Consider the following 25,809-nt stretch of genomic DNA (forward strand, 5'->3'; position numbering starts at 1 on the left):
GCTTCTTCCGACATCAGACAAGGTCCCGCTCCATGTTCACCACCATCACCGTCGCCACCGCCGAGCAGTTCGCCGACGCCATCGCCGCGCATCCGCGCGTGCTGGCCGATTTCAACAAGGACAACTGTCCCGGCTGCCGCATGCTCGACAAGTCGCTGGAGCGCTTCGCCGAGAGCGACAGCGCGCAGGGCGTGACCTTGCTGAAGGTAAAGATGGAGGATGTGGGCGAGGACTTTTTTCGCGCCCAGGGCCTGCGCCAGACGCCAACGCTGATGCTGTTCCGCCAGGGCGAGGAAGTGGCGCGGGTGCCGGGCTTCGTGCCGCCAGCGAAGATCGACGAAGCGGTGCGCGCACATCTGGGCTGAGCGCGCGGCTCTTCTGTAGGAGCGGCTTCAGCCGCGACAGGTTCTAACCGGCGGTCCTGTCGCGGCTGAAGCCGCTCCTACAGGGATGTGCCGAGCATGCATCGCCACCGCGCTTGACCTCAACCGCGCTTGAGGTCGCTAAATGGGGGCTCCCGCACAAGGAGCCAGCATGCGCAGCGTCCAACTCGGCCTGCCCTGCAGCGACCCTGCGGCCAGCGCCGCCTTCTATCGCGACGTGCTGCAACTCCCGGTCGTGGCCTCGCAGGTGCGGATCGGCTGGAGCCAACTCGAACTGGTGGCTACCGTCGATGTCGGCAGCGTGCATCTGGCCTTCAACATCGCTGCGGCCCGCTTTGACGCCGCCTGCGATTGGCTATCCCGGCGTGTGCGGCGGCTGCGCGATCCGCTCGGCGAATCGCGCTTCGCGCTCGACGCGGCGTGGCAATCGCAGTCGGTGTATTTCGCCGGGCCCGACGGCGCGGTGCTGGAGCTGATCGCACGCAAGCCGTTGCCGGTGCACGCCGCTGCCGCCGGCGCGTTCTCCGCGGCCGAAGTGCTATGCATCAGCGAGATCGGGCTGCCCAGCGCGCAGGTGCCGGCGGTCGCCGCCGCGGCGCAGCACCGGCTGGGGGTGCCGCCGTTCGCACCGGTATCCGATGTGTTCGCGCCGCTCGGCGACCATGAGGGCCTGCTGGTCGTGGTCGATGCGCAGCGGCGCTGGTTCCCCGAGCAACGCCAGCTGCCGTTAGCGCAAGGCGTGCGGGCGGTCGTCGCAGGCGTGCGCGGCGGGCAGGTGCTGCGCGACCCGGCGGGGTGGGAGGTGGTGTCGGAGTGAATTTGTCCGCGCAGTCGTTACCTGTAGGAGCGGCTTCAGCCGCGACAGGTTTTAACCGGAGGTCCTGTCGCGGCTGAAGCCGCTCCTACAGGTGGAGCGGAGCCCAGCGGCCGATCCGCAGCTACCCGCGCTTTCCCGCCGCATGCGCCTGCGCCAGCTGCCACAGATGGCGCACCACCGGCAGCGCCTGCGCGGTGGCCGGCAGCGCCGCCAACGCCAGCCGCGCCATCGGCACGCGGCCTTCGATGTCCAGGTAGCGCACGCCGGGCAACTGCACCTGGGTGGTCGAGGCCGGCACCACCGAGACGCCGAGTTCGGCGGCGACCAGGTTCACGATCGACGACATCTGCGGCGCTTCCTGCTTGATCTGCAAGTCGAAGCCGGACTGGCGGCAGGCCTCGAGGATCTCGTCGTACAGGCTGGTGCCGAAGCTGCGCGGGAACAGGATGAACGGTTCGCCGGCCAGCGCCGACAACGGCGCGCGTCGGCGCTTGGCCAGGCGGTGCGCGGCCGGGACCGCGATCTTCATCGGCTCGTCGGGAAATTTCAGCAGCTGCAGTTCGGGTGGGGTGGCCACGCTGTAGCGGATGAAGGCCGCATCCAGGCGCCCCTGCACCAGCGCGGCGAGCAGGCCGGCGGTGTTGGTTTCCTCCAGCGCCAGCGCCACCGCCGGCCAGCCGCGGCGGAAGTTGCGCACCAGCATCGGCACGATCGGGTTGAACGCGGCCGAGGCGGTGAAGCCGAGCCGCAGCACGCCGCTTTCGCCGCGCGCGGCGCGGCGGGCGGCGTCGCCGGCGCGTTCCAGGTCGGCGAGCACGCGTTTGGCCTCGACCCGGAACGCGCGCCCGGCCTCGGTGAGGTCCGCACCGCGCGGGGTACGCACGAACAGCGGCGTGCCCAGTTCCTGTTCCAGCGCACGGATCTGCTGGCTCAGCGGCGGTTGCTGGATGCCCAACTGCGCGGCGGCGCGGGTGAAATGGCCGGCCTCGGCGACGGCCAGGAAATAGCGCAAATGGCGCAGTTCCATGTCATATTAAGAAGATATGGAGAATGCCTGAATCATATATTGGACACCGGATCGGTGCAGGCAAATACTGGCTGCCCTTGTCCGCGCCACACCGTCGTGACCTCTTCCAGCCAATGCCCGCCCCTGCACGCCGCGGACGCTGCACCGCTGTTGCGCATCCTCCTGGCGCTGTTCCTGGCCGGCTTCGCCACCTTCTCGCTGCTGTACAGCGTGCAGCCGTTGCTGCCGGCGTTCGCGCACGAATTCGGGGTCGATGCGGCGACCAGTTCGCTGCCGCTGTCGCTGGCCACTGGCGGCTTGGCGATCGCGATCTTCTGCGCCGGCGCGGTGTCGGAAAACCTCGGCCGGCGCGGGCTGATGTTCGTGTCCATCGCGCTGGCCGCCGTGCTCAACCTGATCGCCGCGTGCCTGCCGCACTGGGGTGCGCTGGTGGTGGTGCGCGCGCTGTCCGGCATCGCCCTGGGCGGGGTGCCGGCGGTGGCGATGGTGTACCTGGCCGAGGAAGTGCCGGCGTCCAGGCTCGGCGCGGCCACCGGCCTGTACGTGGCCGGCAACGCGTTCGGCGGCATGGCCGGGCGCATCGGCATGAGCGTGCTCACCGATCACTTCGACTGGCGCACCGCGCTGGCGACGGTCTCGGCCATCGACCTGCTGGCCGCGGTCGGTTTCGTGCTGCTGTTGCCGCCGTCGCGGCATTTCGTGCGCCGCCGCGGCATCAACCTGCGCTTCCACCTGCAGGCCTGGGGCGGGCATCTGCGCGACCGCTGCCTGCCGTGGCTGTTCGCGATCCCGTTCCTGGCGATGGGCGTGTTCGTCAGCGTCTACAACTATGCCGGCTTCCGCCTGGGCGGGCCGGAGTTCGGCCTCAGCCAGAGCCAATTGGGGATGATCTTCAGCGCCTACGTGTTCGGCATCGTGTCCTCGTCGGTGGCGGGCGCCGCGTCGGACCGCTTCGGCCGCGGCCCGGTGGTGCTGACCGGCATCGCGGTGGCGGCGTTCGGCGTGGCGCTGACCCTGGCGCATGTGCTGGCGCTGGTCATCGCCGGCATCGTGCTGCTGACCATCGGCTTCTTCATCGCGCACTCGGCGGCCAGCGCCTGGGTCGGCCGCCTCGGCGGACGCAACAAGGGCCATGCCGCGTCGCTGTACCTGCTGGCCTACTACAGCGGCGCCAGCCTGATCGGCTCGCTCAGCGGCGCGGCCTGGCAACACGGCGGCTGGAACGCGCTGGCCGCGTGTTGTCTGCTGTTGCTGGGCATCGCACTGGTTGCCGCGCAGGTAGTGCGCCGTGGCGCCGACGACAGCCGGCCGTACGGGCGTTTCGGTCCGCACCCGCCGCGCGGCGAATAGCGGACGGGAAATGGGGAGTGGGGAATAGGAAAGGGGTCGGAACAGAGCAAAGGCGATTGCCCGTGTTTTCCGATTCCCGATTCCCGTTTTTCCACTCCCGGCGTCATTGGCGTTTCACTGCACCGAGTAGCTCACCGACAGGGTCACGTTGGCATAGCCGCCGTTGCCGCCGAGCGCACGGATGAAGTAGCTGCCGGTCGCCGGCAGTGCCGTCTGCACGTTCTGCGTGGTGCCGTTGCGCACCGAGGCGAAGTCGGCATCGCTGCCGTCCGCACTGGGCGCGCGCGTGGCACGCACGTAGAGCTTGAGCTGGCCGCTGCCGCCCAGCGTGCGGATCTGCAGGTTGCGCGCGTTGAGCGGCACGTCCAGGCGGTACAACTGGCCCTGGCCGGCCGCGGCGGACAGCTTGCTCAGCGTGCCGCGGTCGACGTTGATGGCCTTGCCTTCCTCGCCGCCGCCATCGGCGCCGGCGGCACGCGCCGCGGCCTTCGCCGCGTTGAGGATGCCGACACCCAGGGGCAGCACCGGCTTGACCGGGAATTGATTGGAGGTCTGGGTCAGGATGTCGCGTATCTGCGTCGGCGACGGCACCGGGCGATTGGCGTTGAGCGCGGCGCTGATCGCCAGCGCGACCACGCCGGCGACGTGCGGCGACGCCATCGAGGTACCGGCATAGCCGGCATAGACCGATTGATCGGGGCCGTGCTTGCCGTTGTTGAGGGTGGACCAGATCAGGCCGGTGCGCACCGAGCCGGAGCCGCTGGCCGCGTCGTTGGGATAGACGCCGCCGCCCGGCGCCGACAGGGTGATGCTGTTGCCGTAGTTGGAATAGTGGGCGCGGCCGCCAGTGATGCCGGTGGCGGCCACGTTGATCACGCCCGGGCAACTGGCCGGGTTGAATCCGACCGCGTCGGCGTTGCTGTTGCCGGCGGCCACTACCACCACGCTGCCGCGCCCGATCGCGCTGGCGATGGCGTTGGCGGTGACCGTACCCTGCCCGCAAGAGCCGCCGCCGCCCAGGCTCATGTTGATGACCTCGGCCGGGTTCGCGTTGTCCGGCACGCCGTCGATGTGGCCGCCCGATGCCCAGACGATGGCGTCGGCGATGTCGGCGGTGGTGCCGCCGCAGTGGCCGAGCGCGCGGATTGGCAGGATCCTGGCGTCCGGGGCGATGCCGACCATGCCCACCCCATTGTTGGTGCGCATGGCGATGGTGCCCGCCACGTGGGTGCCATGCCAACTGCTGTCGCTCTGCTCGCCCGGCTGCGCGCAGCCGCCGTTGGCCGCCAGGTACTTGTCGTCTGTGGTCCAGTCGCCGGTGTCCCAGCCGCCGGCCACGCGCCCGTTGCTGGCCCGGCCCGACATCAGCGCGTCGCTGATGAAGTCGTAGCCGGCGCTGGCCAGCGAGGTGTCCAGATCGGGGTGCGCGGTGATGCCGGTGTCGATCACCGCCACCACCACGCCCTGGCCGGTCCCGTACTGCCAGGCCGGCAGCAGGTCGATGCCGCCGCGGTTGGCGTAGCCGGTGGTATCCGGCGCCAGCGTTTCCAGGTGGCCGTCCGGCGTGCGCAGGTGCCACTGCAACACGTAGCCTGGATCGTTGGGCGTGGCAACGGCCGTGGCGCTGGCCTGCGCGGTGCTGCGCACCGGCTTGAGCAGCAGGTTCGGTTCCACGTGCGCCACCGCCGGATCGGCCTTGAGTCTGGCCATCAGCGTCTCCAGCTGCGACTGGCTCAGGCGGCGGTCGGGCCGGACCAGATCGGCGCCGATCCCGAGCCGGCGCACCCGGCTCAGCGCCGGCGCGCTCTGCTGGTAGGTGCTCGACCACACGTTGACGGCGCTCGGTGCGGCCATGATCTGCTTCAGCTTGACGGCGGCGGCGGTCGCATCGCGGCGCTCGCTGCTGCCGTCGCGATAGGTGACGATCAGGCCGTCGTAAAGCTTGGACTGGCCGGGCGCGGCGGTGTCCAGGACGGAGAAGCGCGGGGCGGACTGCGCATGCGCGCCGGAGGCCAGCGCCACGCCCAGCGCCAGCGCCAGCAGGGTGCGGGGAAACGAGGAAATGTCGGTCATGTCTGGATCTCTACGGAAGGTCGGAAGGATGCGGAGGCAGTGCGCTGAGACGTGGCATCACCAACTGAAGCCGGCACCGGCGGAGACGCTCTTCTCGTTGCCGGAGAAGGCGCCGCCGAGCGAGACGCTGGCGCGGTTGCCGATCGCGCGCTGGTAGCCCACCGCCAGCGCGTTCTCGCCGCCTTGCGAACCGACGCCGACGCCGACCCGATTGGCGCCGGCCAGGCCGGAGGTGTTCGTCGCCATGCCGGCATAGGCCGCGCTGACCGCGCCCATCCGGTCGATGCGCCGGTCCATGTCCTGGAAGCGATGGTCGGTGTCGCTGCGTAGCTTGGTCAGGTTGTCGTCCCAACCGGCCATGCGGCTGTCGGTGTAGGCATTGGCGCTGCGCAGCGTGGCGCTGTCGCCGGCCTGCATCTGCGCGACGTTGACCGCATCGGTGGCGGCGCTGCCGGCCGCCACGTTGCTGATCTGGCGCTCGTTGCCGGCGCTGCCCACCGACACGGTATTGGCGCGGGTGGCGCTGGAGCCGCGGCCCAGCGCCACTGCGTTGTCGGCCGAGACCGAGGCGCCTTGACCCAGCGCGGTGCCTGAGGCGGCGGTGACGGTGGCGCTTTCGCCTACCGCCACCGCGTTGGTGGCGTTGGTGCTGATGCTGGCGTTGGCGCCGACCGCGGTGCTGCCGTCGGCATTGACCCGCGCATTGCCGCCTAACGCGGTGTCGTTGGGGCCGTAGGCCAGGGCATTGGCGCCCATCGCGGTGCCGTTGTGGCCGTTGGCGGTGGCCTCGGCGCCGACCGCCACGGCATTGGTGCCGGCGCCGACGCTGGGCCCGCCGCTGCTACCGTTGCCGATGGCCACGCCACCGCCGCCGCTCTGGGCAAGGCTGCCGACGCGGGTATCCAGTGTCGACAGCGCACCGTCCAGTGCCGACAGCGCGGTACCGACGCTGCCGTAGGTCTTGCCCTGGATCAGGTAGGCGCTGCCGCTGAGCGTGCCGTCGTCGCCGACCACGCTGCCGGCGCCGAGCGCGGTGGCGATGCTGCGCAGCTGCAGCACGTTGACCGCATCGGTGTCGGCGGTGCCGGCGGCGACATAGGTCAGCTGGCGCAGCGCGCCATTGGTGCCGAAGGCCACCGTGTTGTCGCGGTCGGCGACCGCGCCGGCGCCGATCGCCACGCTGTTGGCGCCGGTCGCGGCGCTGTTGTAGCCCAGTGCGACGCTGCCGGCGGTCAGCGCGGTGGCGCCGCTACCTAGCGCGGTCGCACCGGCCGCGTTGGCGCTGGCGATGGCGCCGAAGGCGCTGGCGTCCTCGCCATCGGCGAAGGCCTGCGCGCCGACCGCGGCGGCATTGTTGCTGGTGGCCACCGATTGGGCACCCAGTGCCAGGCTGTGGGTCGCGTCGGCATGGCTGTCGAAGCCCAGCGCGGTGCCGTAGTCGGACAGCGCCCAGCTGCCGGCGCCGATGGTCACCGCGCCCAAGCCATTGGACTGGGACGGGATGCCGGCGTTGCTGGCGCCGATCACCACGCTTTGCTGGCCGGACGAGGAAGCGTTGTCGCCGATGGCGATGCTGCCGGCACCGGTGGCCATGGCGCTGTAGCCCATGGCCACCCCGAAGAAGCCGGAGGCAGCGCTATAGCCGCCGTTGGCGATCGCACCGACGCCGCTGGCCTTGGCGGCATAGCCGAAGGCGCTGGCCTGTTCGGCTGCGGCAACGGCAGAGGTGCCGGCGGCGGTGGCGTAGTTGGCGGTGGCTGAGGAGGTGGCGCCGATCGCCGTGGCGCTGGCGCCGCTGGCGCTGGTGTTCCAGCCCAGCGCGCTGGCGTTGGCGGCGCTGGCGTTGGCGGCGGTGCCGAGCGCCAGCGCACCGAAGCCGGTACTCTGCGCGCCGGCCGCATCGCCGTAGGTGCTGCCGAAGAAGCTGCCGCCGATCGCGATCGCCGAGGTGCCGCTGGCTACCGCACCGTCGCCCATCGCGATGGCGGCGGCGTCGGATGCCACGCTGTGGTGGCCGATGGCGATGGCGAAGGCGCCGGACGCGTTGGCGCGTGCGCCCATCGCCACGGCGCGCAGGCCGGCGGCGGTGGCGACGTCGCTGCCGTCGTTCAGGCCCTCGGCCATGAAGTAACCCGTGGTGTTCTGGCTGCCGGGCTGCACCGGTGCGGAGGCATCCGCCTTGTCGGCGGGCTGCGCATCGCCGCTGTTTGCTGCTGCCGTGGTCGTGGCTGGCTGGGCGGCTGGCGTGGCGGCCGCGGGCGCATCGGCCGCGCTGGCGGCCAGCGGCGCCGCCGCCAGCAGCAACGCGACCGTCAGCAGGCTGTAAGGAGCGTGCGACAGAGTGGACGAAGAGCGTGTGCGGCGCGAGCGAACGAGCGTGTGCTTAACAGGCATGAGCGGTTCCATGGAAGCGCTGGGACGACGGTCCCGGCAATGGGTTTAGCCCCGATTAAGGCGGCAAGCCCGGCCGCCTTCAATGCCGGTAAATTCACGTCAACCTCACGGTAGACTCACCGACATGGGAGTCTGGGTGCGACGCATGCCACAAAATCTGCTGGTCCGGCTGTGGCGCCGGCATTGGACCTGGCTGCGGCGCGTTCCCATTGCCGATCCGGTCGACTGCCGCAACGCGCCTGCGCTGCAGGTGCTGTTCCTGTTCCTTGGCTGCGAGATCCCGCTCAACAAGCTCTACCACCTGCTGACCGCTCCGCAGATCCAGATGAGCGCCGGCCAGCTGGCGGTGGACGTGGGCACCGACGCGGCGATGTCGGTGGCCGCCTGGGCCGGGGTGTGGATGATCCGCCGCGGCCTGCTGCAACAGGCCGCCGCCGCGTTCATCGGCGTGGTGCTGTGCTCGGCGGTGGCGGCCAACCTGGCCTTCGGCTACCAGGTGCAGGCCTTCGATCCCTACCCGATGATGATGTTGACCCTGGCCGCACTGGTGATCGGGCGGCGCGCGCTGTGGGTGGTGTACCTGTGCATCACGCTGATCTTCTGGGCCGGCATGGAGAGCCCGTGGGGCCGCGACCCGCGCGGCACCCGCAGCCCGTTCCAGAACCTGCCGTCGCTGGCACTGAGCTACCTGATGATCACCCTGGTGCTCGATCGCACCGTGGCCGCGTTGCGCGAGAGCCTGTGGCGTGCGCGGCGCAGCGCCGCGCGGCTGCGGGTGGAGATGCGCGAGCGCGCGCAGGCGCAACAGCGGCTGTTGCATCTGCAGAAGATCGAGCTGGTCGGGCAACTGGCCAGCGGCGTGTCGCACGACTTCAACAACGTCCTCAGCGCGATCCTCGGCTATGCCGAGCAGCGCCACTGCGTGCACGAACTGGATTTCGATCCGCGGCGCGATGCGCTGGCGCTGGCCGACGCATTGGACGGCGTGGCGCTTGCCGCGCAGCGCGGCGTGGCGATCAGCCGCAAGCTGCTGAGCTTCAGCCGGCGCGAAGTGAGCGTACCCGAGCGCTTCGACGCCGGCGAGGCGCTGCACGGCATCCAGCCGATGCTGCGGCAACTGTTCGGGCCGACCGTGCGCTTGCAGTTGGACGTGGCGCCGGAACCGCTGCCGCTGTTCCTGGACCGCAGCCGGTTCGACCTGACCTTGCTCAATTTCGCCGCCAATGCGCGCGATGCCATGCCCGGCGGCGGCAGTTTCTCGATCTGCCTGCGCCGCGATGGCGCCTGTGCCCGCATCGAGATCGCCGATACCGGCATTGGCATGAGCGCGGACGTGCAGCGGCAGGCGTTCGAGCCGTTCTTCACCACCAAACCGGCCGGTCAAGGCACCGGCTTGGGGCTGGCGGTCGCCTTCGAAATGGCGCAGGAGGCGCACGGCAGCCTGGAGGTGCGCAGCACGCCGGGCGCGGGCAGCTGCTTCGTGCTGCGCCTGCCGCTAGCGGCGATCAGTGCTCCTGCGGCATGAGCAGGTAACCCTCGCCACGCACCGCCTTCAGCGGCAGCGCGACGCCGGTACGCCCCTGCACCTTGAGCCGCAGCCGGTGCAGCAGCGCGTCCAGGCGATGCGGGTCGACTTCCAGGCCGAGGTTGCCGCCGAGCATGCCGATCAACGCGTCGCGGGTGACCAGGCGTCCGCGCGCGCTCCACAGGCTCTGCACCACCTTGCGTTCGGAGCCGGTCAACGGCACCGCCTGGCCATCGGGCGAGAACAGGCACCAGCCATCGTCCTGCAGCTGCCATCCCTCCACCGCGTCGGGCGCCGCGGACAGCGGGCGCGACATGCGCCGGGCCACGCTGAACAGCGTGGCGGCCAGGATCTCGATCTCCACCGGTTTGATCAGATAGGAGTCCGCGCCCTGGGTCAGGCCGCGCACCAGATCCGGCTGCTCGCCGCGCCCGCTCAGGATGACGATGCCCAGCCCCGGGCGCCGCGCCTGCAGTTGCTCGGTCAAGGTGAAGCCGTCGCTATCTGGCAGGCCGATATCGAGCACGATCAGGTCGAAGCGGTGGTCGTCCAGCGCCGCCCACAGCGCCTGCGCGGTGCGCAGCGGCGTGACGTCGAAACCGTGCCGCTGCAATCCTGGCACCAGGACCCGGTCGCGCAGTACGTCGTCGTCCTCCAGCAGCGCCACCCGCAGCGGGGCGTTGGCGGTGGCGGCGATCGGCTGGCCTATCGGATCGGAAAATCTGCTCACGACGCGGAATCGGGATGGGCGGCATTCCTTGCGGAGCCATCGTGCGGCAGCGAGGCTGCGCGCAGCCGATGCACCCTGCCTGGGCTCGACAGTAGCCAGTTTCTGCAGCGCTTTCAATGCGTGGCGCGCTGCGGCTTCACGCGTATTCGGCGCCGCGCGCCGTCTTCGCGCGGCAGATGCCGCGCTGCGAAGCCGGCATGCTGGCGCTTGCGTTGCCGCGCGGCGGGCCCAAGATGGGAGTTATCGGGTCGCTGGCAGCGCATGTTCACGCCGCGCCAACGCAACCGCCCAAGGACACCGTACGATGCGCCAGACATTGCCGGATCACGCCCTGCCCATGCCTGCGCCGGCCGCTGCGGACGCCGCGCTGCACGCGTTCGTCGCGCGCCACCGGCGCCTGTTCGTGCTGACCGGCGCCGGTTGCAGCACCGATTCGGGCATCCCCGATTACCGCGACGCCGCCGGCGACTGGAAGCGCGCGCAGCCGGTCACCTACCAGGCCTTCATGGGCGAGCTGGCGACGCGGCAGCGCTACTGGGCGCGCAGCCTGGTCGGCTGGCCGCGCTTCGGCCACGCCCGGCCCAACGCCACGCATGCGGCGCTGGCGCAGCTGGAAGCGCGCGGCCAGGTCGAACTGCTGCTGACCCAGAACGTGGACCGCCTGCACCAGGCCGCCGGCAGCGCAGCGGTGATCGACCTGCATGGGCGCCTGGACGTGGTGCGTTGCATGGAGTGCGAACGGCGCCTGCCGCGCGAGGACTTCCAGCAACAGCTGCTGCAGCGCAATCCGCACTGGGCGACGCTGCAGGCCGGGCAGGCGCCCGATGGCGACGCCGACCTGGAAGACGTGGACTTCGCCGCCTTCGCGGTGCCGCCTTGCACGCAATGCGGCGGCGTGCTGAAGCCGGACGTGGTGTTCTTCGGCGAGAACGTGCCGCGCGAGCGCGTGGCCGCCGCCTTCGCGCATCTGCAGCAGGCCGATGCGATGCTGGTGCTGGGCTCGTCGCTGATGGTGTATTCGGGCTTCCGCTTCGTGCAGGCCGCGGCCAAGGCCGGAATGCTGATCGCCGCGGTCAACCTGGGCCGCACCCGCGGCGACGACCTGCTGAGCCTGAAGCTGGCCCAGCCCTGCGCGCAGGCGCTGGAGTTTCTGCTGCCGCCGGTGGCCGCGTAGCGCCCCGCGGCGCAGCGCGTTCCGAATCCGCGTACGAACTGATCCATCCGCAGTGGTTGATCGGCAGCGCCGGCAGGAGTGCAATGGCAACCTGCCCGCACTGCAGCGGGCGCCCCCACGGAACGCCACCTTGAGCCATCTGTTCTCGCCCCTCGCGCTGGGGCCGCTGTCGTTGTCCAATCGCATCGTCATCGCGCCGATGTGCCAGTACTCCGCCGAGCACGGCCAGGCCAGCGACTGGCACACCATCCACCTCGGCCAGCTGGCGCAGTCCGGCGCCGGCCTGCTGATCCTGGAAGCCACCGCGGTGGAGCCGCGCGGGCGCATCAGCTACGCCGATCTTGGCCTGTGGGACGACGCCACCGAAGCGGCGCTGCGCGGCGTGCTGGCCTCGGTGCGGCGCTGGTCGCCGATGCCGCTGGGCATCCAGCTCGCGCATGCCGGGCGCAAGGCATCCACCGCCAAGCCATGGCACGGCGGCGGCGCGATCGCGCCGGGGCAGCCGAACGGCTGGCAGACCGTGGCGCCGTCGCCGCTGGCCTTCGCCGAACACGGCACGCCGCCGCAGGCGCTGGACCTGGCCGGCATCGACGCCATCGTCGCCGCCTTCGTCGCCTCGGCGCAGCGCGCCGAACGGCTGGGCTTGGAGCTGATCGAGCTGCATGCCGCGCACGGCTATCTGCTGCACCAGTTCCTGTCGCCGCTGAGCAACCGGCGCGAAGACGCCTACGGCGGCAGCCTGGAGAACCGCATGCGCCTGCTGCTGCGCGTGCAGGCCGCGGTGCGCGCGGCGGTGTCGGCCTCGGTCGCGGTGGGCGTGCGCATCTCCGCCACCGATTGGGTCGAGGGCGGCTGGGACGTGGCGCAGAGCGTCGCGCTGGCGCAGGCGCTGCAGGCGCAGGGCTGCGACTATCTGCACGTGTCCAGCGGCGGCCTCGATCGCCGCCAGCAGATTCCGCTGGCGGCCGGCTATCAGGTGCCGCAGGCCGAGGCGATCCATCGCGCAGTGCGCATGCCGGTGATCGCGGTCGGCCTGATCACCGAGCCGCAGCACGCCGAGGCGATCCTGGCCGAGGACCGGGCCGACGCGATCGCGCTGGCCCGCGGCATCCTCTACGACCCGCGCTGGCCGTGGCACGCTGCTGCCGCGCTGGGCGCCAGGCTGACCCCGTCGCCGCAATACCTGCGTTGCGAGCCGCGTTCGGCACGCGGCCTGTTCGACGCCTGATGCGCGCGCGCTGCGCCGCGCAGGTCGCGGCATCCACCACGAATTGTGCAAGGAGTTGGCGATGAGCATCGGATTTCTTGGCCTGGGCACGATGGGCCAGCCCATCGCCCACAACCTGCTGCGCGCCGGGCATGCGCTGACCGTGTGGAACCGTAGCGCGGCCGCGGCGCAGCCGCTGCTCGAGGCCGGCGCGCAGCTGGCCGCGCAGCCGGCCGACGCGGTGCGCGGCCCGGTGCTGTTCTCGATGCTGGCCGACGACGCCGCAGTGCGCGAGATCCTGCTCGAGCGCGGCGCGCTCGACGCGCTGCCGGCCGGCAGCGTGCACGTCAACATGGCTACGATCTCGGTGGCGTTGGCGCGCGAGCTGAGCGCCCTGCATGCCGAGCGCGGCGTGGCCTACCTGGCCATCCCGGTGCTGGGGCGCCGCGACGTGGCCGCGGCCGGCCAGCTCAACCTGCTCGCCGCCGGCGACGCCGCCGCGCTGGCGCGGGTGCAGCCGCTGCTGGAAGTGATCGGGCGCAAGACCTGGTATTTCGGCGATGCGCCGGAGCAGGCCAACGCGGTCAAGCTGGCCGCCAACCTGTGCCTGGCCAGCGCCATTGGCACCATGGCCGAAGCCTCGGCACTGGTGCGCGGGCACGGCGTGGCCGCGGCCGATTTCCTGGGCATGCTCAGCAGTACCGTGTTCGCCGCACCGGCGTACCAGAACTATGGCGGCATGATCGCCGAGCAGCGCTACAGCCCGGCCGGCTTCAAGACCACGCTGGGGCTCAAGGACGTGCGCCTGGCCTTGAACGCCGGCGAGAGCCGGCACGTGCCGATGCCGCTGGCGGCGGTGCTGCGCGACCAGTTCATCGACGCGATCGCGCATGGCGACGGCGAGCTGGACTGGTCGGCGTTGGCCAAGGTCGCCGCACGCCGCGCCGGGCAGGCCTGAGCGCGCGCTCGGGCCACACCGCCGCGCGCGCTTCAGGCGCGCTTGTCGCGGCATGGTGCAGACTCCGTCGCTGCGCTTGAGCTGACCGTGTCCTTGCCGCTAAGGTGCGGCGGCCTGCAGGCGCATCACAGGAGGATGCCATGAGCCCGAATTCGTCCGATCCCGGCGCCATGACGCCCATCCAGCCGCCGCGCGCCGTCGCCCGCGACGCCGTGCTCGGCCCCGAGCATCCGGATCACCCCGACCACCTGCTGTACGCGCAGATCCGCGAAGGCGTGCACGCGCTGGATGCCGCCTGCGGGCGTGCGCCGGATGCGATCAGCGAGCGCATGGTGGCGCGGCTGCTGCCGCTGGCCAAGGAGTACGGTTTCGACCAAGTCGACCACGTGGTGCTGAGCCGCGAGCTGGGCGAGGTGGAGCAGGGCGAGAACGTGTTCCTGGTGCGCGGCGATCTGGACGACCCGGCGCATCTGCGCGCGCACATCACCACCCACGAAGCGGTCGGCATGTCGGTGGAAGACTCGCTGGCGCGGCTGGAGAAGGTCAACCGGCGCCTGGCGCTGCGCTTGCGTCCGGAGTGAGCGGGCATGGCGCGCGGGCGAGGCCGCCTGCCGCCAGCACGCCGATGCTGCAGCGCATTGCAGCGACGTCAGCCGCGACGAGTGAAGCGGTGCAGCTTCCTGTGCCGCAGAGCGTCGGGACTGAAGTCCCTCCCGCAGTGCACCCGGTCGGCTCACCGCAAGCCCCTGTAGGAGCGGCTTCAGCCGCGACCGGGCTCTACCGGTAAGGTTCGGTCGCGGCTGAAGCCGCTCCTACATTCGGCAAACATCTGGCAATACCCCCGCGCCATCCCACCCCCGATGCCCTGTCAACCTCCCTAGCCGACCATCCCATCGCAAGTCCCGAATCCCGAATTCTCCTCTATCATTGTCCGGATGCGCCCCGACTACATCCTGACCCTGTCCTGCCCGGACCGTACCGGCATCGTCTACCGCGTCAGCGGTCTGCTGTTCGAGCACGGTTGCAACATCCTCGACGCGCAGCAGTTCGGCGACGAGGAGAGCGGCCGTTTCTTCCTGCGCGTGCACTTCGACGTGCCTGCCGACGGCAGCGTCGCCGCGGTGCAGGCGCAGCTGGCGCCGCTCGCCGCCGACTACGCGATGGACTGGCAACTGCACGATGCGCGGCGCCGCGCGCGCCTGCTGGTGCTGGTGAGCAAGCAGGGCCATTGCCTCAACGATCTGCTGTTCCGCGCGCACAGCCGGCAACTGCGCGTGGACATCGCCGCAGTGGCGTCCAACCACGACGATTTCGCCGGGTTGGCGCGCTCCTACGCGGTGCCGTTCCACCACCTGCCGGTCGGCGCCGACAACCGCGCCGAGCAGGAAGCGCAGCTGCTGGCGCTGGTGGAACGCGAACGCATCGATCTGGTGGTGCTGGCGCGCTACATGCAGATCCTGTCGCCGACGCTGTGCGCCGCGCTGGCCGGTCGCGCGATCAACATCCACCACAGCTTCCTGCCCAGCTTCAAGGGCGCGCAGCCGTATCACCAGGCGCACGCGCGCGGGGTCAAGATCATCGGCGCCACCGCGCACTACGTCACCAGCGACCTCGACGAAGGCCCGATCATCGAACAGGACGTGGCCCGCGTGGACCACGCGATGACCCCGCGCGAACTGGTGCGCCTGGGCAGCGACACCGAATCGCTGGTGCTGGCGCGCGCGGTGCGCCGCCACGTCGAGCATCGCATCCTGCTCAACGGGCATCGCACGGTCGTTTTTCGGTGAGGCCTGGATGACCCGCCGAACGGCGGGTCATCCCGGTCGCTCAGCGCGCCGCGTTGGCGTTGATCGTCGCGTTGCGGCTGGCGTCCAGGGAGTGCGCCGGATCGCGCATCCCGGCGGTGTGGCATGGGCCGGTGGTGTGGCCGCGGTTGACCCCACCCGGTAGCTGCGCGTTGACCTGTTCGACCGCGCCGTCCTCCGGGTCGTCCAGCACCAGGTCCCAGGCCGCGTTGCAGTCCCCCGCCCGAGCAATATCGCCGCCGCCGCCGCGCGCAGTGCAGTGGAGCAGGGCAGTCTGTTTCCAGCGTCGGCGCATGAACCAGGCGCTGCGCGGCGATGTCCGCGCACGGACATGCCGTGCACGCGGCTGTTGCGATGCCCGGCGTGCAGCACGCCGGGCATCGTCGGCTCATCGCCGACTTACGCCGCCTGTGCCTGCTGCGCGCGCAGCTGCCGCGCCGCGGCCACCATCGCTTCCAGCGCGTTGCGCGTTTCCGGCCAGCCGCGGGTCTTCAACCCGCAATCCGGATTGACCCACAGTTGCTGCGGATCCAGCACTGCGCGCGCCTTGTCCAGCAACTGCACCATCTCCTGCGTGCTGGGCACGCGCGGCGAGTGGATGTCGTACACGCCCGGGCCGATCGCATTGGGATAGCGGAAGCGCACGAACGCATCGAGCAGTTCCATCCGCGAGCGCGAGGTCTCGATCGAGATCACGTCCGCGTCCATCGCCGCCACCGCCTCGATGATGTCGTTGAACTCCGAGTAGCACATGTGGGTATGGATCTGGGTGGCGTCGCGCACCCCGGCCGCGGCGATGCGGAAGCATTGCACCGCCCAGTCCAGGTACGCCTGCCAGTCGGCGCGGCGCAGCGGCAGGCCCTCGCGGATCGCCGGCTCGTCGATCTGGATCACGCCGATGCCGGCCGCTTCCAGGTCGCGCACCTCGTCGCGCAGCGCCAGCGCGATCTGCCGGCAGGTCTGCGCGCGTTCCTGGTCGTCGCGCACGAACGACCACTGCAGCACCGTCACCGGCCCGGTCAGCATGCCCTTCATCGGCTTGTCGGTCAGCGACTGCGCGTACTGGGTCCAGCGCAGCGTCATCGGCGCCGGCCGCTGCACGTCGCCGTAGATGATCGGCGGCTTCACGCAGCGCGAGCCGTAGCTCTGCACCCAGCCATGCTTGGTGAAGGCGAAACCGTCGAGCTGCTCGCCGAAGTATTCGACCATGTCGTTGCGCTCGAACTCGCCGTGCACCAGCACGTCCAGCCCGATCTGCTCCTGCGCGCGCACGCAGCGCTCGGTTTCGGCGGCCAGGAACGCGTCGTACTCGGCATCGCCGAGCTTGCCGGCCTTGTGTTGCGCGCGCGCCTGCCGCACCTGCGCGGTCTGCGGGAACGAGCCGATGGTGGTGGTCGGGTAGGCCGGCAGCCGCAGCGCCGCCTGTTGCGCGTCGCGCCGCTGCGGATATGGCGATTGCCGGCGTCCGGCGTCCTCGCTCAGCGCCGCCACCCGGCGTGCGACCTCGGGGCGATGCACGCGCGCCGAGGTACGCCGCGTGGCCAACGCCTCGCGCGCCTGGTCCAACTCGGCCTGCGCATGCGGCAATTCCTGCAGCGCGTCGGCCAGGGTGCGCAACTCCTGCAGTTTCTGTTTGGCGAAGGCCAGCCAGGCGTGCAGTTCGCGGTCCAGCGCCTTTTCCTGTTCCAGGTCCACCGGCACGTGCAGCAGCGAGCACGACGGCGCCATCCACAGACGCTCGCGGCCGACATGCCCGGCCGCGTAGCGCGCCAGGGTCAGCGCATTCTCCAGCGGCGTGCGCCACACGTTGCGGCCGTTGACCAGCCCCGCCGACAGCACGCGCCCGGCCGGCAACGCCTGCAGCACCGCGTCCAGCTGCGCCACGCCGCGCACCAGGTCCACGTGCAGGCCGTCCACCGGCAGCGCCGCGGCCAGTTCCAGGTTGTCGCCCAGCTCGCCGAAGTACGTGGTCAGCAGCAGCTTCGGCCGCGGCGCCTGGGCCAGGAACGCATAGGCGCGGCGATAGGCCTCGCGCGCGGCCTCGTCCAGGTCCAGCACCAGCGCCGGCTCGTCGATCTGGACCCAGTTGGCGCCGGCCGCGTCGAGTTGCTGCAGCAGTTCGGCGTAGACCGGCAGCAGGCTGTCCAGCAGCGCCCAGCGATCGCTGCCGTCCACGGTCTTGGACAGCAGCAGGAAGGTCACCGGCCCGATCAGCACCGGCCGCGTGGTGATGCCCAGCGCCTTGGCTTCCAGGAATTCGGCCAGCGGCTTGTCGCCGCGCAGGCGGAAGTGCTGGCGCCGCGCCAGTTCCGGCACCAGGTAGTGGTAATTGGTGTCGAACCACTTGGTCATTTCCAGCGCGTGCAGGTCCAGTCCGCCTTCCTGCGTGCCGCGCGCCATCGCGAAGTAGCCGGCCAGCGGATCGGCATCGGCCAGTGCGCGGTAGCGCTGCGGGATCGCGTCGACCAGGAACGCGGTGTCGAGCATCGCGTCGTACAGACTGAAGTCGTTGCTGGGCGGCAGCTCCACCCCGGCCTCGACCTGCAGTTGCCAGTGCCGCTGGCGCAGCTGCCGCGCCGTGTCGTGCAGGCTTGCCTCATCGGTTTCGCGGCGCCAGTAGCTTTCCAGCGCACGTTTGAGCTCGCGCCGCGCACCGATGCGCGGGAAGCCCAGGTTGGTCACGATCGTCATTTGCGTTTCCTCATTGCGGTCATAGGCATTGAGGAACGAAGGAACCGCGCGCCGTCCGCCCGTTCGCACGGGACGCCCGCCACGCCAGCGACCTTCGCCCCCGCGGGCGAACCGGCGCCACGCGGGCAGGCGGAAGAGCGCGGCGCGGCGCAAGGCCACGGCACGGCTTCCGGCCGCCTCCCCGCGGAGGTGCCAGGTCGAATCGGAGGACGCACAGGTCCTCCGGCCGGGGCCGGTATTCGGGCTGATGGACGAGCGCACCGTGCCGGCTGCGCGCCTACTGTCCGCCGCTTCCCAGGCCGGCATGCGCCGGCCCAGTGCCATTGACGGAGGTCGTTTCCATTCACCGCTGCGGGGCAGCTCCGGAATGGGCAGGCGCTTGCGGCGCCGGCCTTCACCGGATTCCCGTTTAAATCCATCCCTTCATCCGAATGAAGCGATGGATACCTTCGGCGAGCGCACGATAGGCTGGATGCGGCGGCGGGTCAAGCGCCAAGTGAATTCGCGGACGTTCACCGGCAGCATTCAGGACGAACGTGTAAGCTATTGATCCCAAAGCCTAATGATCTGACGCTTCCGCCAGCAGGCGACAGCGCAGCACCGCCGCGCCCGATGACGCTTCCGCTCCCGCCTTCCAACCTGCATGCGCGCTATGCCGCCTCCCTGCGCCTGTCCGTCGCGCCGATGATGGACTGGACCGACCGCCATTGCCGCGTGTTCCACCGGCTGCTGGCGCCGTCTGCGCGGCTGTATACCGAGATGGTGCACGCCAATGCGGTGGTGCTGGGCGATCGCGCGCGCTTGCTGGGCTTCGATGCGGTCGAGCATCCGCTGGCGCTGCAGCTCGGCGGCAGCGATCCGGCGCTGCTGGCGCAGGCGGCGCGGATCGGCCAGGCGTGGGGCTACGACGAGATCAATCTCAATTGCGGCTGCCCGTCCGACCGGGTCCAGGCCGGGCGCTTCGGCGCCTGCCTGATGCGCGAGCCGGCGCTGGTCGCCGACTGCGTGGCGGTGATGGCGCAGGCGGTGGACATCCCGGTCACGGTGAAGTGCCGGCTGGGCGTTGACCAGGACGACGACTACGAGGTCTTCCTCGCTTTCGTCGATCAGGTCGCCGCGGCCGGCTGCGGACTGTTCGTGGTGCATGCGCGCAACGCGTGGCTGCAGGGCCTGTCGCCGAAGGAGAACCGCGAGGTGCCGCCGCTGCGCTACGACTGGGCCTACCGGCTCAAGCGCGAGCGGCCGCAGTTGCAGATCGTTCTCAACGGCGGGCTGGCCGACGTGGATACAGCACGCGCGCAGCTGGACGCGGTGGATGGCGTGATGCTGGGCCGCGCCGCCTATCACGATCCCTATGTGCTGCACCGGCTGGACGCGGCCCTAACCGGCGCCACGCCGCGGCCGCGCGCCGAGCTGCTGCGCGCGCTGCGGCCCTATGTCGAGGCGCGCCTGGCCGACGGCGTCGCCCTCAAGCACATCGCCCGCCACCTGCTCGGCCTGTTCCACGGCCAGCCGGGCGGCCGCGCGTTCCGCCAGGTGCTCAGCGAGGGCGCACACCGGCCGGGCGCGGACTGGGCGCTGTTGGAACAGGCGTTGCTTGTGACCGAGGGGACGCCCCGCGTCGCGGCGTAGCGAGATGGGCACGCGTGGCGGTGCGCGCACGCCAGGCGTGCGCCGCTGCACAACGCAAGCTGTCCAGACGAATGCCGTGCTTCCCTTTCGGACGCCCGTTCAGTTACTTTGTTCAGCTTGTCGCGGCAGTCTGCACCGCCGCGGCAGAGGCGGCAGAGCCTTGCCGAGGCGGGGCCGGGCGCCGGCAGGGACAGCTCGCGGGGCTGGAAGCGGAAGTTCATTTCACTGAACGCCGCCGGCCGCTGCGGGAAAAGTTCAGATCGGATTCACCCCGAAAAATCAAGAATTTGGCACGATTTTGCGAAACCTCGGCTGCTGGCAGGGCTCAGTTTCACAAATTTTGAACGTTTCCGATCAGTCCGTTAGGATGCCCGCTCGTGACCTCGCCCACTCTCCGCCGCTACCGCACCGCCGCCGTGATCGCATTCGCGCTCATGGCCGTGGCCGACGGTTGGGCGCAGCAGCCGGGTCCGCCGGGCGTGCCGCCCATGGTGCCGCCCGGCGAGGCGGCCCGGCCGCGCGACTACAACGGCAGTTCGCTGTCCGACGCGGTGCGCCGGGTGCAGCGGTCCACCGGCGGACAAATCCTCGGCGCCGAGCGCGTACCGTTCGACGGGCGCGACATCAACCGCGTCAAGTACATGGATGGCCGCGGCCGCGTGCGCTACATGGACGATCCGCAGCCTGGCCGTACGGCGCCGCCGCGCGTGCCGCGCCCCAGCGACGCGCAGGAACCACCACGCGACGATAACCCCTGACCTGGATAGTCTGGTTCAGCTTGTCACACACTGCCCCGGCCGCCGGCCATCTGTAAGTCACTAGGGAGAGTTCATGCGTATCCTTCTGGTCGAAGACGAAGCCCCGCTGCGGGAAACCCTGGCCGCTCGCCTGAAGCGCGAGGGGTTTGCGGTGGATGCGGCGCAGGACGGCGAGGAAGGCCTGTACATGGGCCGCGAAGTGCCGTTCGACGTGGGCATCATCGATCTCGGCCTGCCGAAGATGTCGGGCATGGAGCTGATCAAGGCGCTTCGCGACGAAGGCAAGAAGTTCCCGGTGCTGATCCTCACCGCGCGTTCCAGCTGGCAGGACAAGGTCGAGGGCCTGAAGCAGGGCGCCGACGACTATCTGGTCAAGCCGTTCCACGTCGAGGAATTGCTGGCGCGGGTCAACGCGCTGCTGCGCCGCGCCGCGGGCTGGAGCAAGCCGACCCTGGAATGCGGGCCGGTGGCGCTGGATCTGGCCGCGCAGACGGTCAGCGTCAGCGGCAGCAACGTGGATCTGACCAGCTACGAGTACAAGGTGCTCGAGTACCTGATGATGCATGCCGGCGAACTGGTCTCCAAGGCCGACCTCACCGAGCACATCTACCAGCAGGATTTCGATCGCGATTCCAACGTGCTGGAAGTGTTCATCGGCCGCCTGCGCAAGAAGCTGGATCCCGACGGCGAGCTGAAGCCGATCGAGACCGTGCGCGGCCGCGGTTACCGCTTCGCCATCCCGCGCACCGAAGGCTGATCCCACGCGCCTGCGACAAGCACGCGAAGGACGCGACGGCGTGGTGGCACGGCCCAAGTGGTACAAGCGCTGGCGTCCGCGTTCGTTGCAGGCGCGCCAGCTGTTGGCCGCCAGCCTCAGCCTGGTGGCGTTCCTGGCCGCGGCCGGCTATGCGCTGGACCAGGCCTTCGCCGACACCGCGCTGAGCAACATGCGCGAGCGCCTGAAGAGCTACGCCACCGCCTACGCCAACAACGTCGACGTGGCGCGCGACGGCTCGCTGTACATCAACAACGACAAGCCGCCGCCGGACCCGCATTTCGACCGGCCGGGCAGCGGTCTGTACGCGCAGATCGTGCTGCCCAACGAGGGCTGGATCTCGATGTCCAGCGAGGGCCCGCTGCCGCCCAAGGGCGACATGCTCGAACCGCGCCAGGAAACCTTCGACGGTCCCTGGCCGATGACCCAGATCGACGGTAGCGAAGGCGAGGTCTATCGCTACGGCATCGGCCTGGCCTATGTGCGCCGCGACAAGGAAACCCCGGTCACCATCTACATCATGGAAGACACCCGCGCGCTGGGCGCGCAGCTGCGGGTGTTCCGCGGCCGGGTGTGGTTCAACCTCGGCGGCGCCGGGCTGATCCTGCTGCTGCTGCAGGCCTTCATCCTGCAATGGAGCCTGCGCCCGCTGCGGCGGGTGATCAACGAACTGACCAAGGTGCAGCGTGGCGAAGCGGTGCGCATGGGCGATCGCCATCCGCGCGAGCTGGAGCCGCTGACCGACAGCATCAACGCCTTCATCGAAAGCGAGCGCGAGAACCTGGACCGCCAGCGCAACACCCTGGCCGACCTGGCGCACAGCCTGAAGACGCCGTTGGCGGTACTGCGCACCCAGCTGGACAGCGGCAACGACGGCCCGGAGTTGCGCGAGGAACTGGACGCGCAGCTGCGGCGCATGAACAACCTGGTGACCTACCAGCTCAGCCGCGCCGCGTCCAGCGGCCACAAGCTGTTCTCCGCGCCGCTGCCGATCGAACCCAACGCCGAGGAGATCGTGCGCGGGCTGGAGAAGGTGTATGCGGCCAAGGGCGTGCTGTGCGAGTTCGACATCGAGCCGAGCGCGCGTTTCCACGGCGAACCCGGCGATTTGCAGGAACTGCTCGGCAACCTGCTCGAGAACGCCTTCAAGTGGGCGCGGCGGCGGGTGCTGTTGAGCGTGCGTCCGGCCCCGGCCGCCGGTAGCCGCCGCGCCGGCCTGGTGATGTCGGTGGAAGACGACGGCCCCGGCATCGCGCCGGACGAGGTCGCGCACATCCTGCAGCGCGGCGTGCGCGGCGACGAACGCGTGCATGGTCATGGCATCGGCCTGGCGATCGTGCAGGATCTGGTCAAGGGCTATCGCGGCGAGCTGCAGGTCAGCCGCTCCGAGGAACTGGGCGGCGCGCGCTTCCTGGTGACCATGCCGCCGGGCCTGTAGCAGCCGGTTCGTGCGCTTCAGGTGAATCCCGCGCAAACGCCGGCTGGGCTTCCGACATTCGCTTAACCCCTGGCGTAGACAGGCGCGGATACTGCATGGTTCGTCAAACCCGGTTTTTCCGTCCAAGGAGCGCCGCATGCCCGAGCCCCGGCATCGTCCTGTAGTGCGTCTGCGCGTGCACGGACGGCGTGCGTTGCGCACGGCGCAGCGGCTGCTGCTGTCGCTGCTGCTGGTGTTGTTCACCGTGGCCGCCATCGCCGGCAGCCAGAAGGTGCTCGAGCGCGACGATGCGCGCTGGCTGCAATCGATGACCACCGGCCTGGACAGCGCCAGCGTGTCGCAGCTACAGCACGATGGGCGCACGCGTTTCCTGCGCGATCAGTTGCAGGCCTCCAGCGGCGACGCGGCCCTGCCTGCGCCGGTGCGCGCGCAGCTCGATGGTTACGAGGCGCTGCATATACCGGTGCAGGAACTGCTCAAGCAACTGGATACGCGCCAGCAGTACATCAAGGCGATGCCCGACGGCGATGCCAAGGTTGCGGCGAAGAAGGCGCTGCAACAGCGCGCCGATGCGCTGCTGGCGCAGGCGCGGCAGGCGCAGCTGCTGCGCGCGGTGTATTCGCGCGACCAGTTGCGCGAGCAGATGGCGTGGTTCTGGCTCAACCACTTCAGCGTGTTCGCCGACAAGGGCCGCCTGCGCTGGACCGTCGCCGACTACACAGACAACGCGATCCGCCCGCACGCGCTGGGCAAGTTCTCCGATTTGGTGATGGCGAAGCTGCAGAGTCCGGCCATGCTCGAGTATCTGGACAACGCGCAGAACGCCAAGGGCAAGGTCAACGAGAACTACGCGCGCGAACTGATGGAACTGCACACGCTGGGCGTGGATAGCGGCTACAGCCAGCACGACGTGCAGCAACTGGCGCTGATCCTCACCGGCGTCGGCATCGCCCCGCCCAACCGCGATGCGCCGCCGAAGCTGCCGCCGCCGCAGCAGGCGCAATACCTGCGCCGCGGCGCGTTCGAATTCAATCCGGCGCGGCACCAGCCCGGCGATAAGACCCTGCTCGGCCAGCGCATCGCCGGCGGCGGTTTCGACGAAGTCGAGCGTGCGGTGCAGCTGATCGTGCGCCAGCCGGCGTGCGCGCATTTCGTGTCGCGGCGCCTGGCCGAATACTTCGTCGCCGACGATCCGCCGCCGGCGCTGGTGGAGAAGATGGCGCGCACCTTCCAGCACAGCGATGGCGACATCGCCGCCGTGCTGCAGGTGCTGTTCACCGCGCCGGAAATGGCCGCCGGGGCGCCGCACAAGTTCAAGGATCCGTACCGCTTCCTGGTGTCGTCGCTGCGCCTGGCCTACGACGGGCAGACCATCGTCAATCCGCAGCCGCTGCTGGGCTGGCTGAGCCAGATGGGCGAGCCGAGCTATGGCCGGATCACCCCCGACGGCTGGCCGCTGCAGTCCAGCGCCTGGAACAGTTCCGGGCAGATGGCGCAGCGCTTCGAGATCGCGCGCGCGATCGGCGGCGGCAACACCCAGTTGTTCACCAGCGACGGCCAGCAGGGCGGCGGTTTCCCGCTACTGACCACGCCGCTGTACTACCAGGCGATCGCACCGCAGCTCGGCGATGCCACCCGCAAGGCGCTGGCGCAGGCGCGCTCGCAGCAGGAGTGGAATGCGTTCCTGCTGGCGTCGCCCGACTTCAATTACCGCTGATCCGGCCCATAGCGTTGGGCGCGGCGATCGGCGCTGCGTCCAGCGATCACGGAGGTCCCTGCCATGCACCGTCGCCACTTCCTGTTCGCCTCCGCCACCGCCGCGGCGAGTCTGCCGTTCGCCGGGCGCCTGTTCGCCGCGCCGGCGCCCTCGCCGCGGCTGCTGGTGGTGTTCCTGCGCGGCGGCTACGACAGCAGCAACCTGCTGATTCCCTACGCCAGCGATTTCTACTACGCCTCGCGGCCGACCCTGGCGATCGCGCGGCCGGATCCGGCCAATCCCAACAGCGTCATCGCGCTGGACGCGCAGTGGGGCCTGAACCCGCGGCTGCGCGACACCTTGCAGCCGATGTGGAATGACAAGCAGCTGGCGTTCGTGCCGTTCGCCGGCACCGACGACCTGTCGCGCAGCCACTTCGAAACCCAGGACAGCATCGAGGCCGGGCAGCCGGCCGGACAGCGCAGCGACTACCGCTCCGGGTTTCTGGCGCGGCTGTCGCAGGTGGCCACCGGCACTCCGGCGATCGCGTTCACCGATTCGCTGCCGCTGAGCTTCCAGGGCGGCGGCGACATTCCCAACCTGTCGCTCAAGCGCAATCCCACGCCGGCCTTCGACCAGCGCCAGGCCGGGATCCTGGCGCAGATGTACCAGGGCACGAGCCTGGCCAGCGCTGCGCACGAAGGCCTGGCGCTACGCCAGCAGGTGTCGCAGGCGCTGCAGGACGAAATGCAGCAGGCCAACCGCGGCGCCGCCAGCGCGCGCACCTTCGCCGAGGAGACCCGGCGCATCGCCACGCTGATGCGCGAGCGCTACCGGCTCGGCTTCGTCGATGTCGGCGGCTGGGACACGCACGTCAACCAGGGCAGCACCGACGGCCCGCTGGCGACCAATCTGGGCAACCTGTCCGAGGGCCTGGCCGCCTATGCCGAGGCGCTGGGACCGGAATGGCGCAACACCGTGGTGGTGGTGCTGTCCGAGTTCGGCCGCACCTTCCGCGAGAACGGCGACAAGGGCACCGACCACGGCCACGGCACCACGTACTGGGTGATGGGCGGCGCGGTCAACGGCGGCCGCATCGCCGGCGAGCAGGTCGCGGTGAGCAAGGACACGCTGTTCCAGGATCGCGACTATCCGGTGCTGACCAACTACCGCGACCTGTTCGCCGGCCTGCTGAGCCGCATGTGGGGCCTGTCGCCGGCGCAATTGCAGCAAGTGTTCCCGCAGGCGCATGTGCGGGATCTGCAACTGGTGTGAGAGGCGCGGTATGGCCTTGCACGAACAACGGTGCGCGGGCTGGGTGCAGGGTGGGGGGCCTCGGCGTCGATGCCGTTCGATGCAGCGAGGTCTACCGCTCC

20 protein-coding genes, 1 pseudogene and 1 riboswitch are annotated in these 25,809 nt (G+C 70.1%); of the genes and pseudogenes, 15 read left to right on the plus strand and 6 right to left on the minus strand.

Annotation, left to right across the window (positions count from 1 at the left end; genetic code table 11):
- Positions 1 to 32 precede the first annotated feature (32 nt).
- Positions 33 to 365, plus strand: a complete 333-nt coding sequence (locus KHF85_RS01240) for a thioredoxin family protein (protein WP_003469256.1) — start codon at positions 33 to 35, stop codon at positions 363 to 365.
- Positions 366 to 534: 169 nt separating this feature from the next.
- Positions 535 to 1,200, plus strand: a complete 666-nt coding sequence (locus KHF85_RS01245) for a VOC family protein (protein ID WP_284568208.1) — start codon at positions 535 to 537, stop codon at positions 1,198 to 1,200.
- 121 nt (positions 1,201 to 1,321) lie between these two features.
- Here KHF85_RS01245 and KHF85_RS01250 read toward each other — a convergent pair whose 3' ends face one another.
- Complete coding sequence (locus tag KHF85_RS01250) at positions 1,322 to 2,227, minus strand: LysR family transcriptional regulator (RefSeq protein WP_284568209.1); 906 nt, start codon at positions 2,225 to 2,227, stop codon at positions 1,322 to 1,324.
- 96 nt (positions 2,228 to 2,323) lie between these two features.
- On the opposite strand from KHF85_RS01250, the gene KHF85_RS01255 reads away from it, so the two are divergent.
- Positions 2,324 to 3,577 (plus strand): MFS transporter, encoded by a 1,254-nt coding sequence (locus tag KHF85_RS01255; RefSeq protein ID WP_284568210.1) that lies wholly within the window; start codon positions 2,324 to 2,326, stop codon positions 3,575 to 3,577.
- A gap of 114 nt (positions 3,578 to 3,691) precedes the next feature.
- Here KHF85_RS01255 and KHF85_RS01260 read toward each other — a convergent pair whose 3' ends face one another.
- On the minus strand, positions 3,692 to 5,650 hold the full coding sequence (locus KHF85_RS01260) for a S8 family serine peptidase (protein WP_284568211.1): 1,959 nt from the start codon (positions 5,648 to 5,650) through the stop codon (positions 3,692 to 3,694).
- Positions 5,651 to 5,707: 57 nt separating this feature from the next.
- Positions 5,708 to 8,044 carry a YadA family autotransporter adhesin gene (locus tag KHF85_RS01265; protein WP_284568212.1) on the minus strand — a complete coding sequence of 779 codons (2,337 nt, stop codon included), beginning with the start codon at positions 8,042 to 8,044 and terminating at the stop codon, positions 5,708 to 5,710.
- Positions 8,045 to 8,189: 145 nt separating this feature from the next.
- Here KHF85_RS01265 and KHF85_RS01270 point away from each other — a divergent pair, with 145 nt between their 5' ends.
- Positions 8,190 to 9,569 (plus strand): sensor histidine kinase, encoded by a 1,380-nt coding sequence (locus KHF85_RS01270; protein ID WP_284568213.1) that lies wholly within the window; start codon positions 8,190 to 8,192, stop codon positions 9,567 to 9,569.
- On the opposite strand, the gene KHF85_RS01275 is transcribed toward KHF85_RS01270, so the two are convergent.
- Positions 9,550 to 10,299: a response regulator transcription factor gene (locus tag KHF85_RS01275; protein ID WP_284568214.1), complete on the minus strand. Its 750-nt coding sequence runs from the start codon at positions 10,297 to 10,299 to the stop codon at positions 9,550 to 9,552. The two genes, KHF85_RS01270 and KHF85_RS01275, sit on opposite strands and share 20 nt — an antisense overlap.
- A gap of 304 nt (positions 10,300 to 10,603) precedes the next feature.
- Here KHF85_RS01275 and KHF85_RS01280 point away from each other — a divergent pair, with 304 nt between their 5' ends.
- From KHF85_RS01280 to purU, 5 genes are all read left to right on the plus strand, one after another.
- Entirely contained in the window at positions 10,604 to 11,473 is an 870-nt protein-coding gene (locus KHF85_RS01280) for an NAD-dependent protein deacetylase (protein ID WP_409976638.1), read from the plus strand.
- 130 nt (positions 11,474 to 11,603) lie between these two features.
- Positions 11,604 to 12,701 (plus strand): NADH:flavin oxidoreductase/NADH oxidase, encoded by a 1,098-nt coding sequence (locus KHF85_RS01285; protein WP_284568215.1) that lies wholly within the window; start codon positions 11,604 to 11,606, stop codon positions 12,699 to 12,701.
- A 61-nt stretch (positions 12,702 to 12,762) separates the two neighbouring features.
- Entirely contained in the window at positions 12,763 to 13,638 is an 876-nt protein-coding gene (locus KHF85_RS01290) for an NAD(P)-dependent oxidoreductase (protein ID WP_284568216.1), read from the plus strand.
- Between the two features lie 170 nt (positions 13,639 to 13,808).
- Positions 13,809 to 14,219, plus strand: a complete 411-nt coding sequence (locus tag KHF85_RS01295) for an XVIPCD domain-containing protein (RefSeq protein WP_175402592.1) — start codon at positions 13,809 to 13,811, stop codon at positions 14,217 to 14,219.
- Positions 14,220 to 14,573: 354 nt separating this feature from the next.
- Positions 14,574 to 15,425, plus strand: coding sequence for a formyltetrahydrofolate deformylase (purU, locus tag KHF85_RS01300; RefSeq protein WP_003469272.1), 852 nt, complete (start codon positions 14,574 to 14,576; stop codon positions 15,423 to 15,425).
- Between the two features lie 40 nt (positions 15,426 to 15,465).
- Here the strand turns inward: purU and KHF85_RS01305 are convergent.
- Together KHF85_RS01305 and metE are read right to left on the minus strand one after the other, a co-directional pair.
- Positions 15,466 to 15,657 (minus strand): annotated as a pseudogene (locus KHF85_RS01305) (conditioned medium factor domain protein); the annotation flags it as partial.
- Positions 15,658 to 15,842: 185 nt separating this feature from the next.
- A complete protein-coding gene (metE, locus tag KHF85_RS01310) occupies positions 15,843 to 18,134 on the minus strand; it encodes a 5-methyltetrahydropteroyltriglutamate--homocysteine S-methyltransferase (RefSeq protein ID WP_284568217.1) in 2,292 nt (763 codons plus the stop codon).
- Between the two features lie 213 nt (positions 18,135 to 18,347).
- Positions 18,348 to 18,601, minus strand: a riboswitch (cobalamin riboswitch).
- Between the two features lie 145 nt (positions 18,602 to 18,746).
- Between metE and dusA the strand changes: the two genes are divergently transcribed.
- From dusA to KHF85_RS01340, 6 genes are all read left to right on the plus strand, one after another.
- Positions 18,747 to 19,766 (plus strand): tRNA dihydrouridine(20/20a) synthase DusA, encoded by a 1,020-nt coding sequence (gene dusA, locus KHF85_RS01315; RefSeq protein ID WP_284568218.1) that lies wholly within the window; start codon positions 18,747 to 18,749, stop codon positions 19,764 to 19,766.
- Between the two features lie 434 nt (positions 19,767 to 20,200).
- Positions 20,201 to 20,524, plus strand: a complete 324-nt coding sequence (locus tag KHF85_RS01320) for a hypothetical protein (protein WP_409975995.1) — start codon at positions 20,201 to 20,203, stop codon at positions 20,522 to 20,524.
- 73 nt (positions 20,525 to 20,597) lie between these two features.
- Positions 20,598 to 21,281: a response regulator transcription factor gene (locus KHF85_RS01325; protein ID WP_003469280.1), complete on the plus strand. Its 684-nt coding sequence runs from the start codon at positions 20,598 to 20,600 to the stop codon at positions 21,279 to 21,281.
- Positions 21,282 to 21,366: 85 nt separating this feature from the next.
- A complete protein-coding gene (locus KHF85_RS01330) occupies positions 21,367 to 22,737 on the plus strand; it encodes an ATP-binding protein (protein ID WP_175402490.1) in 1,371 nt (456 codons plus the stop codon).
- Positions 22,738 to 22,873: 136 nt separating this feature from the next.
- Positions 22,874 to 24,454, plus strand: a complete 1,581-nt coding sequence (locus KHF85_RS01335; protein ID WP_284568219.1) for a DUF1800 domain-containing protein — start codon at positions 22,874 to 22,876, stop codon at positions 24,452 to 24,454.
- 63 nt (positions 24,455 to 24,517) lie between these two features.
- Entirely contained in the window at positions 24,518 to 25,708 is a 1,191-nt protein-coding gene (locus tag KHF85_RS01340; RefSeq protein WP_284568220.1) for a DUF1501 domain-containing protein, read from the plus strand.
- Positions 25,709 to 25,809 lie beyond the last annotated feature (101 nt).

Origin of the sequence: Xanthomonas graminis pv. graminis (assembly GCF_030168915.1) — a bacterium.
Taxonomy (GTDB): Bacteria; Pseudomonadota; Gammaproteobacteria; order Xanthomonadales; family Xanthomonadaceae; genus Xanthomonas_A; species Xanthomonas_A translucens.

Excerpts from the sequence above, each read along its gene's own strand:
- KHF85_RS01320 (WP_409975995.1), top strand. The coding sequence starts at position 20,201 with ATGGCCGTGGCCGACGGTTGGGCGCAGCAGCCGGGTCCGCCGGGCGTG.
- KHF85_RS01290 (WP_284568216.1), top strand. The coding sequence starts at position 12,763 with ATGAGCATCGGATTTCTTGGCCTGGGCACGATGGGCCAGCCCATCGCC.
- purU (WP_003469272.1), top strand. The coding sequence starts at position 14,574 with ATGCGCCCCGACTACATCCTGACCCTGTCCTGCCCGGACCGTACCGGC.
- KHF85_RS01240 (WP_003469256.1), top strand. The coding sequence starts at position 33 with ATGTTCACCACCATCACCGTCGCCACCGCCGAGCAGTTCGCCGACGCC.
- metE (WP_284568217.1), bottom strand. The coding sequence starts at position 18,134 with ATGACGATCGTGACCAACCTGGGCTTCCCGCGCATCGGTGCGCGGCGC.
- KHF85_RS01325 (WP_003469280.1), top strand. The coding sequence starts at position 20,598 with ATGCGTATCCTTCTGGTCGAAGACGAAGCCCCGCTGCGGGAAACCCTG.
- KHF85_RS01340 (WP_284568220.1), top strand. The coding sequence starts at position 24,518 with ATGCACCGTCGCCACTTCCTGTTCGCCTCCGCCACCGCCGCGGCGAGT.
- KHF85_RS01260 (WP_284568211.1), bottom strand. The coding sequence starts at position 5,650 with ATGACCGACATTTCCTCGTTTCCCCGCACCCTGCTGGCGCTGGCGCTG.
- KHF85_RS01295 (WP_175402592.1), top strand. The coding sequence starts at position 13,809 with ATGACGCCCATCCAGCCGCCGCGCGCCGTCGCCCGCGACGCCGTGCTC.
- KHF85_RS01335 (WP_284568219.1), top strand. The coding sequence starts at position 22,874 with ATGCCCGAGCCCCGGCATCGTCCTGTAGTGCGTCTGCGCGTGCACGGA.
- KHF85_RS01270 (WP_284568213.1), top strand. The coding sequence starts at position 8,190 with ATGCCACAAAATCTGCTGGTCCGGCTGTGGCGCCGGCATTGGACCTGG.
- KHF85_RS01250 (WP_284568209.1), bottom strand. The coding sequence starts at position 2,227 with ATGGAACTGCGCCATTTGCGCTATTTCCTGGCCGTCGCCGAGGCCGGC.
- KHF85_RS01280 (WP_409976638.1), top strand. The coding sequence starts at position 10,604 with ATGCGCCAGACATTGCCGGATCACGCCCTGCCCATGCCTGCGCCGGCC.
- KHF85_RS01265 (WP_284568212.1), bottom strand. The coding sequence starts at position 8,044 with ATGCCTGTTAAGCACACGCTCGTTCGCTCGCGCCGCACACGCTCTTCG.
- KHF85_RS01245 (WP_284568208.1), top strand. The coding sequence starts at position 535 with ATGCGCAGCGTCCAACTCGGCCTGCCCTGCAGCGACCCTGCGGCCAGC.
- dusA (WP_284568218.1), top strand. The coding sequence starts at position 18,747 with ATGACGCTTCCGCTCCCGCCTTCCAACCTGCATGCGCGCTATGCCGCC.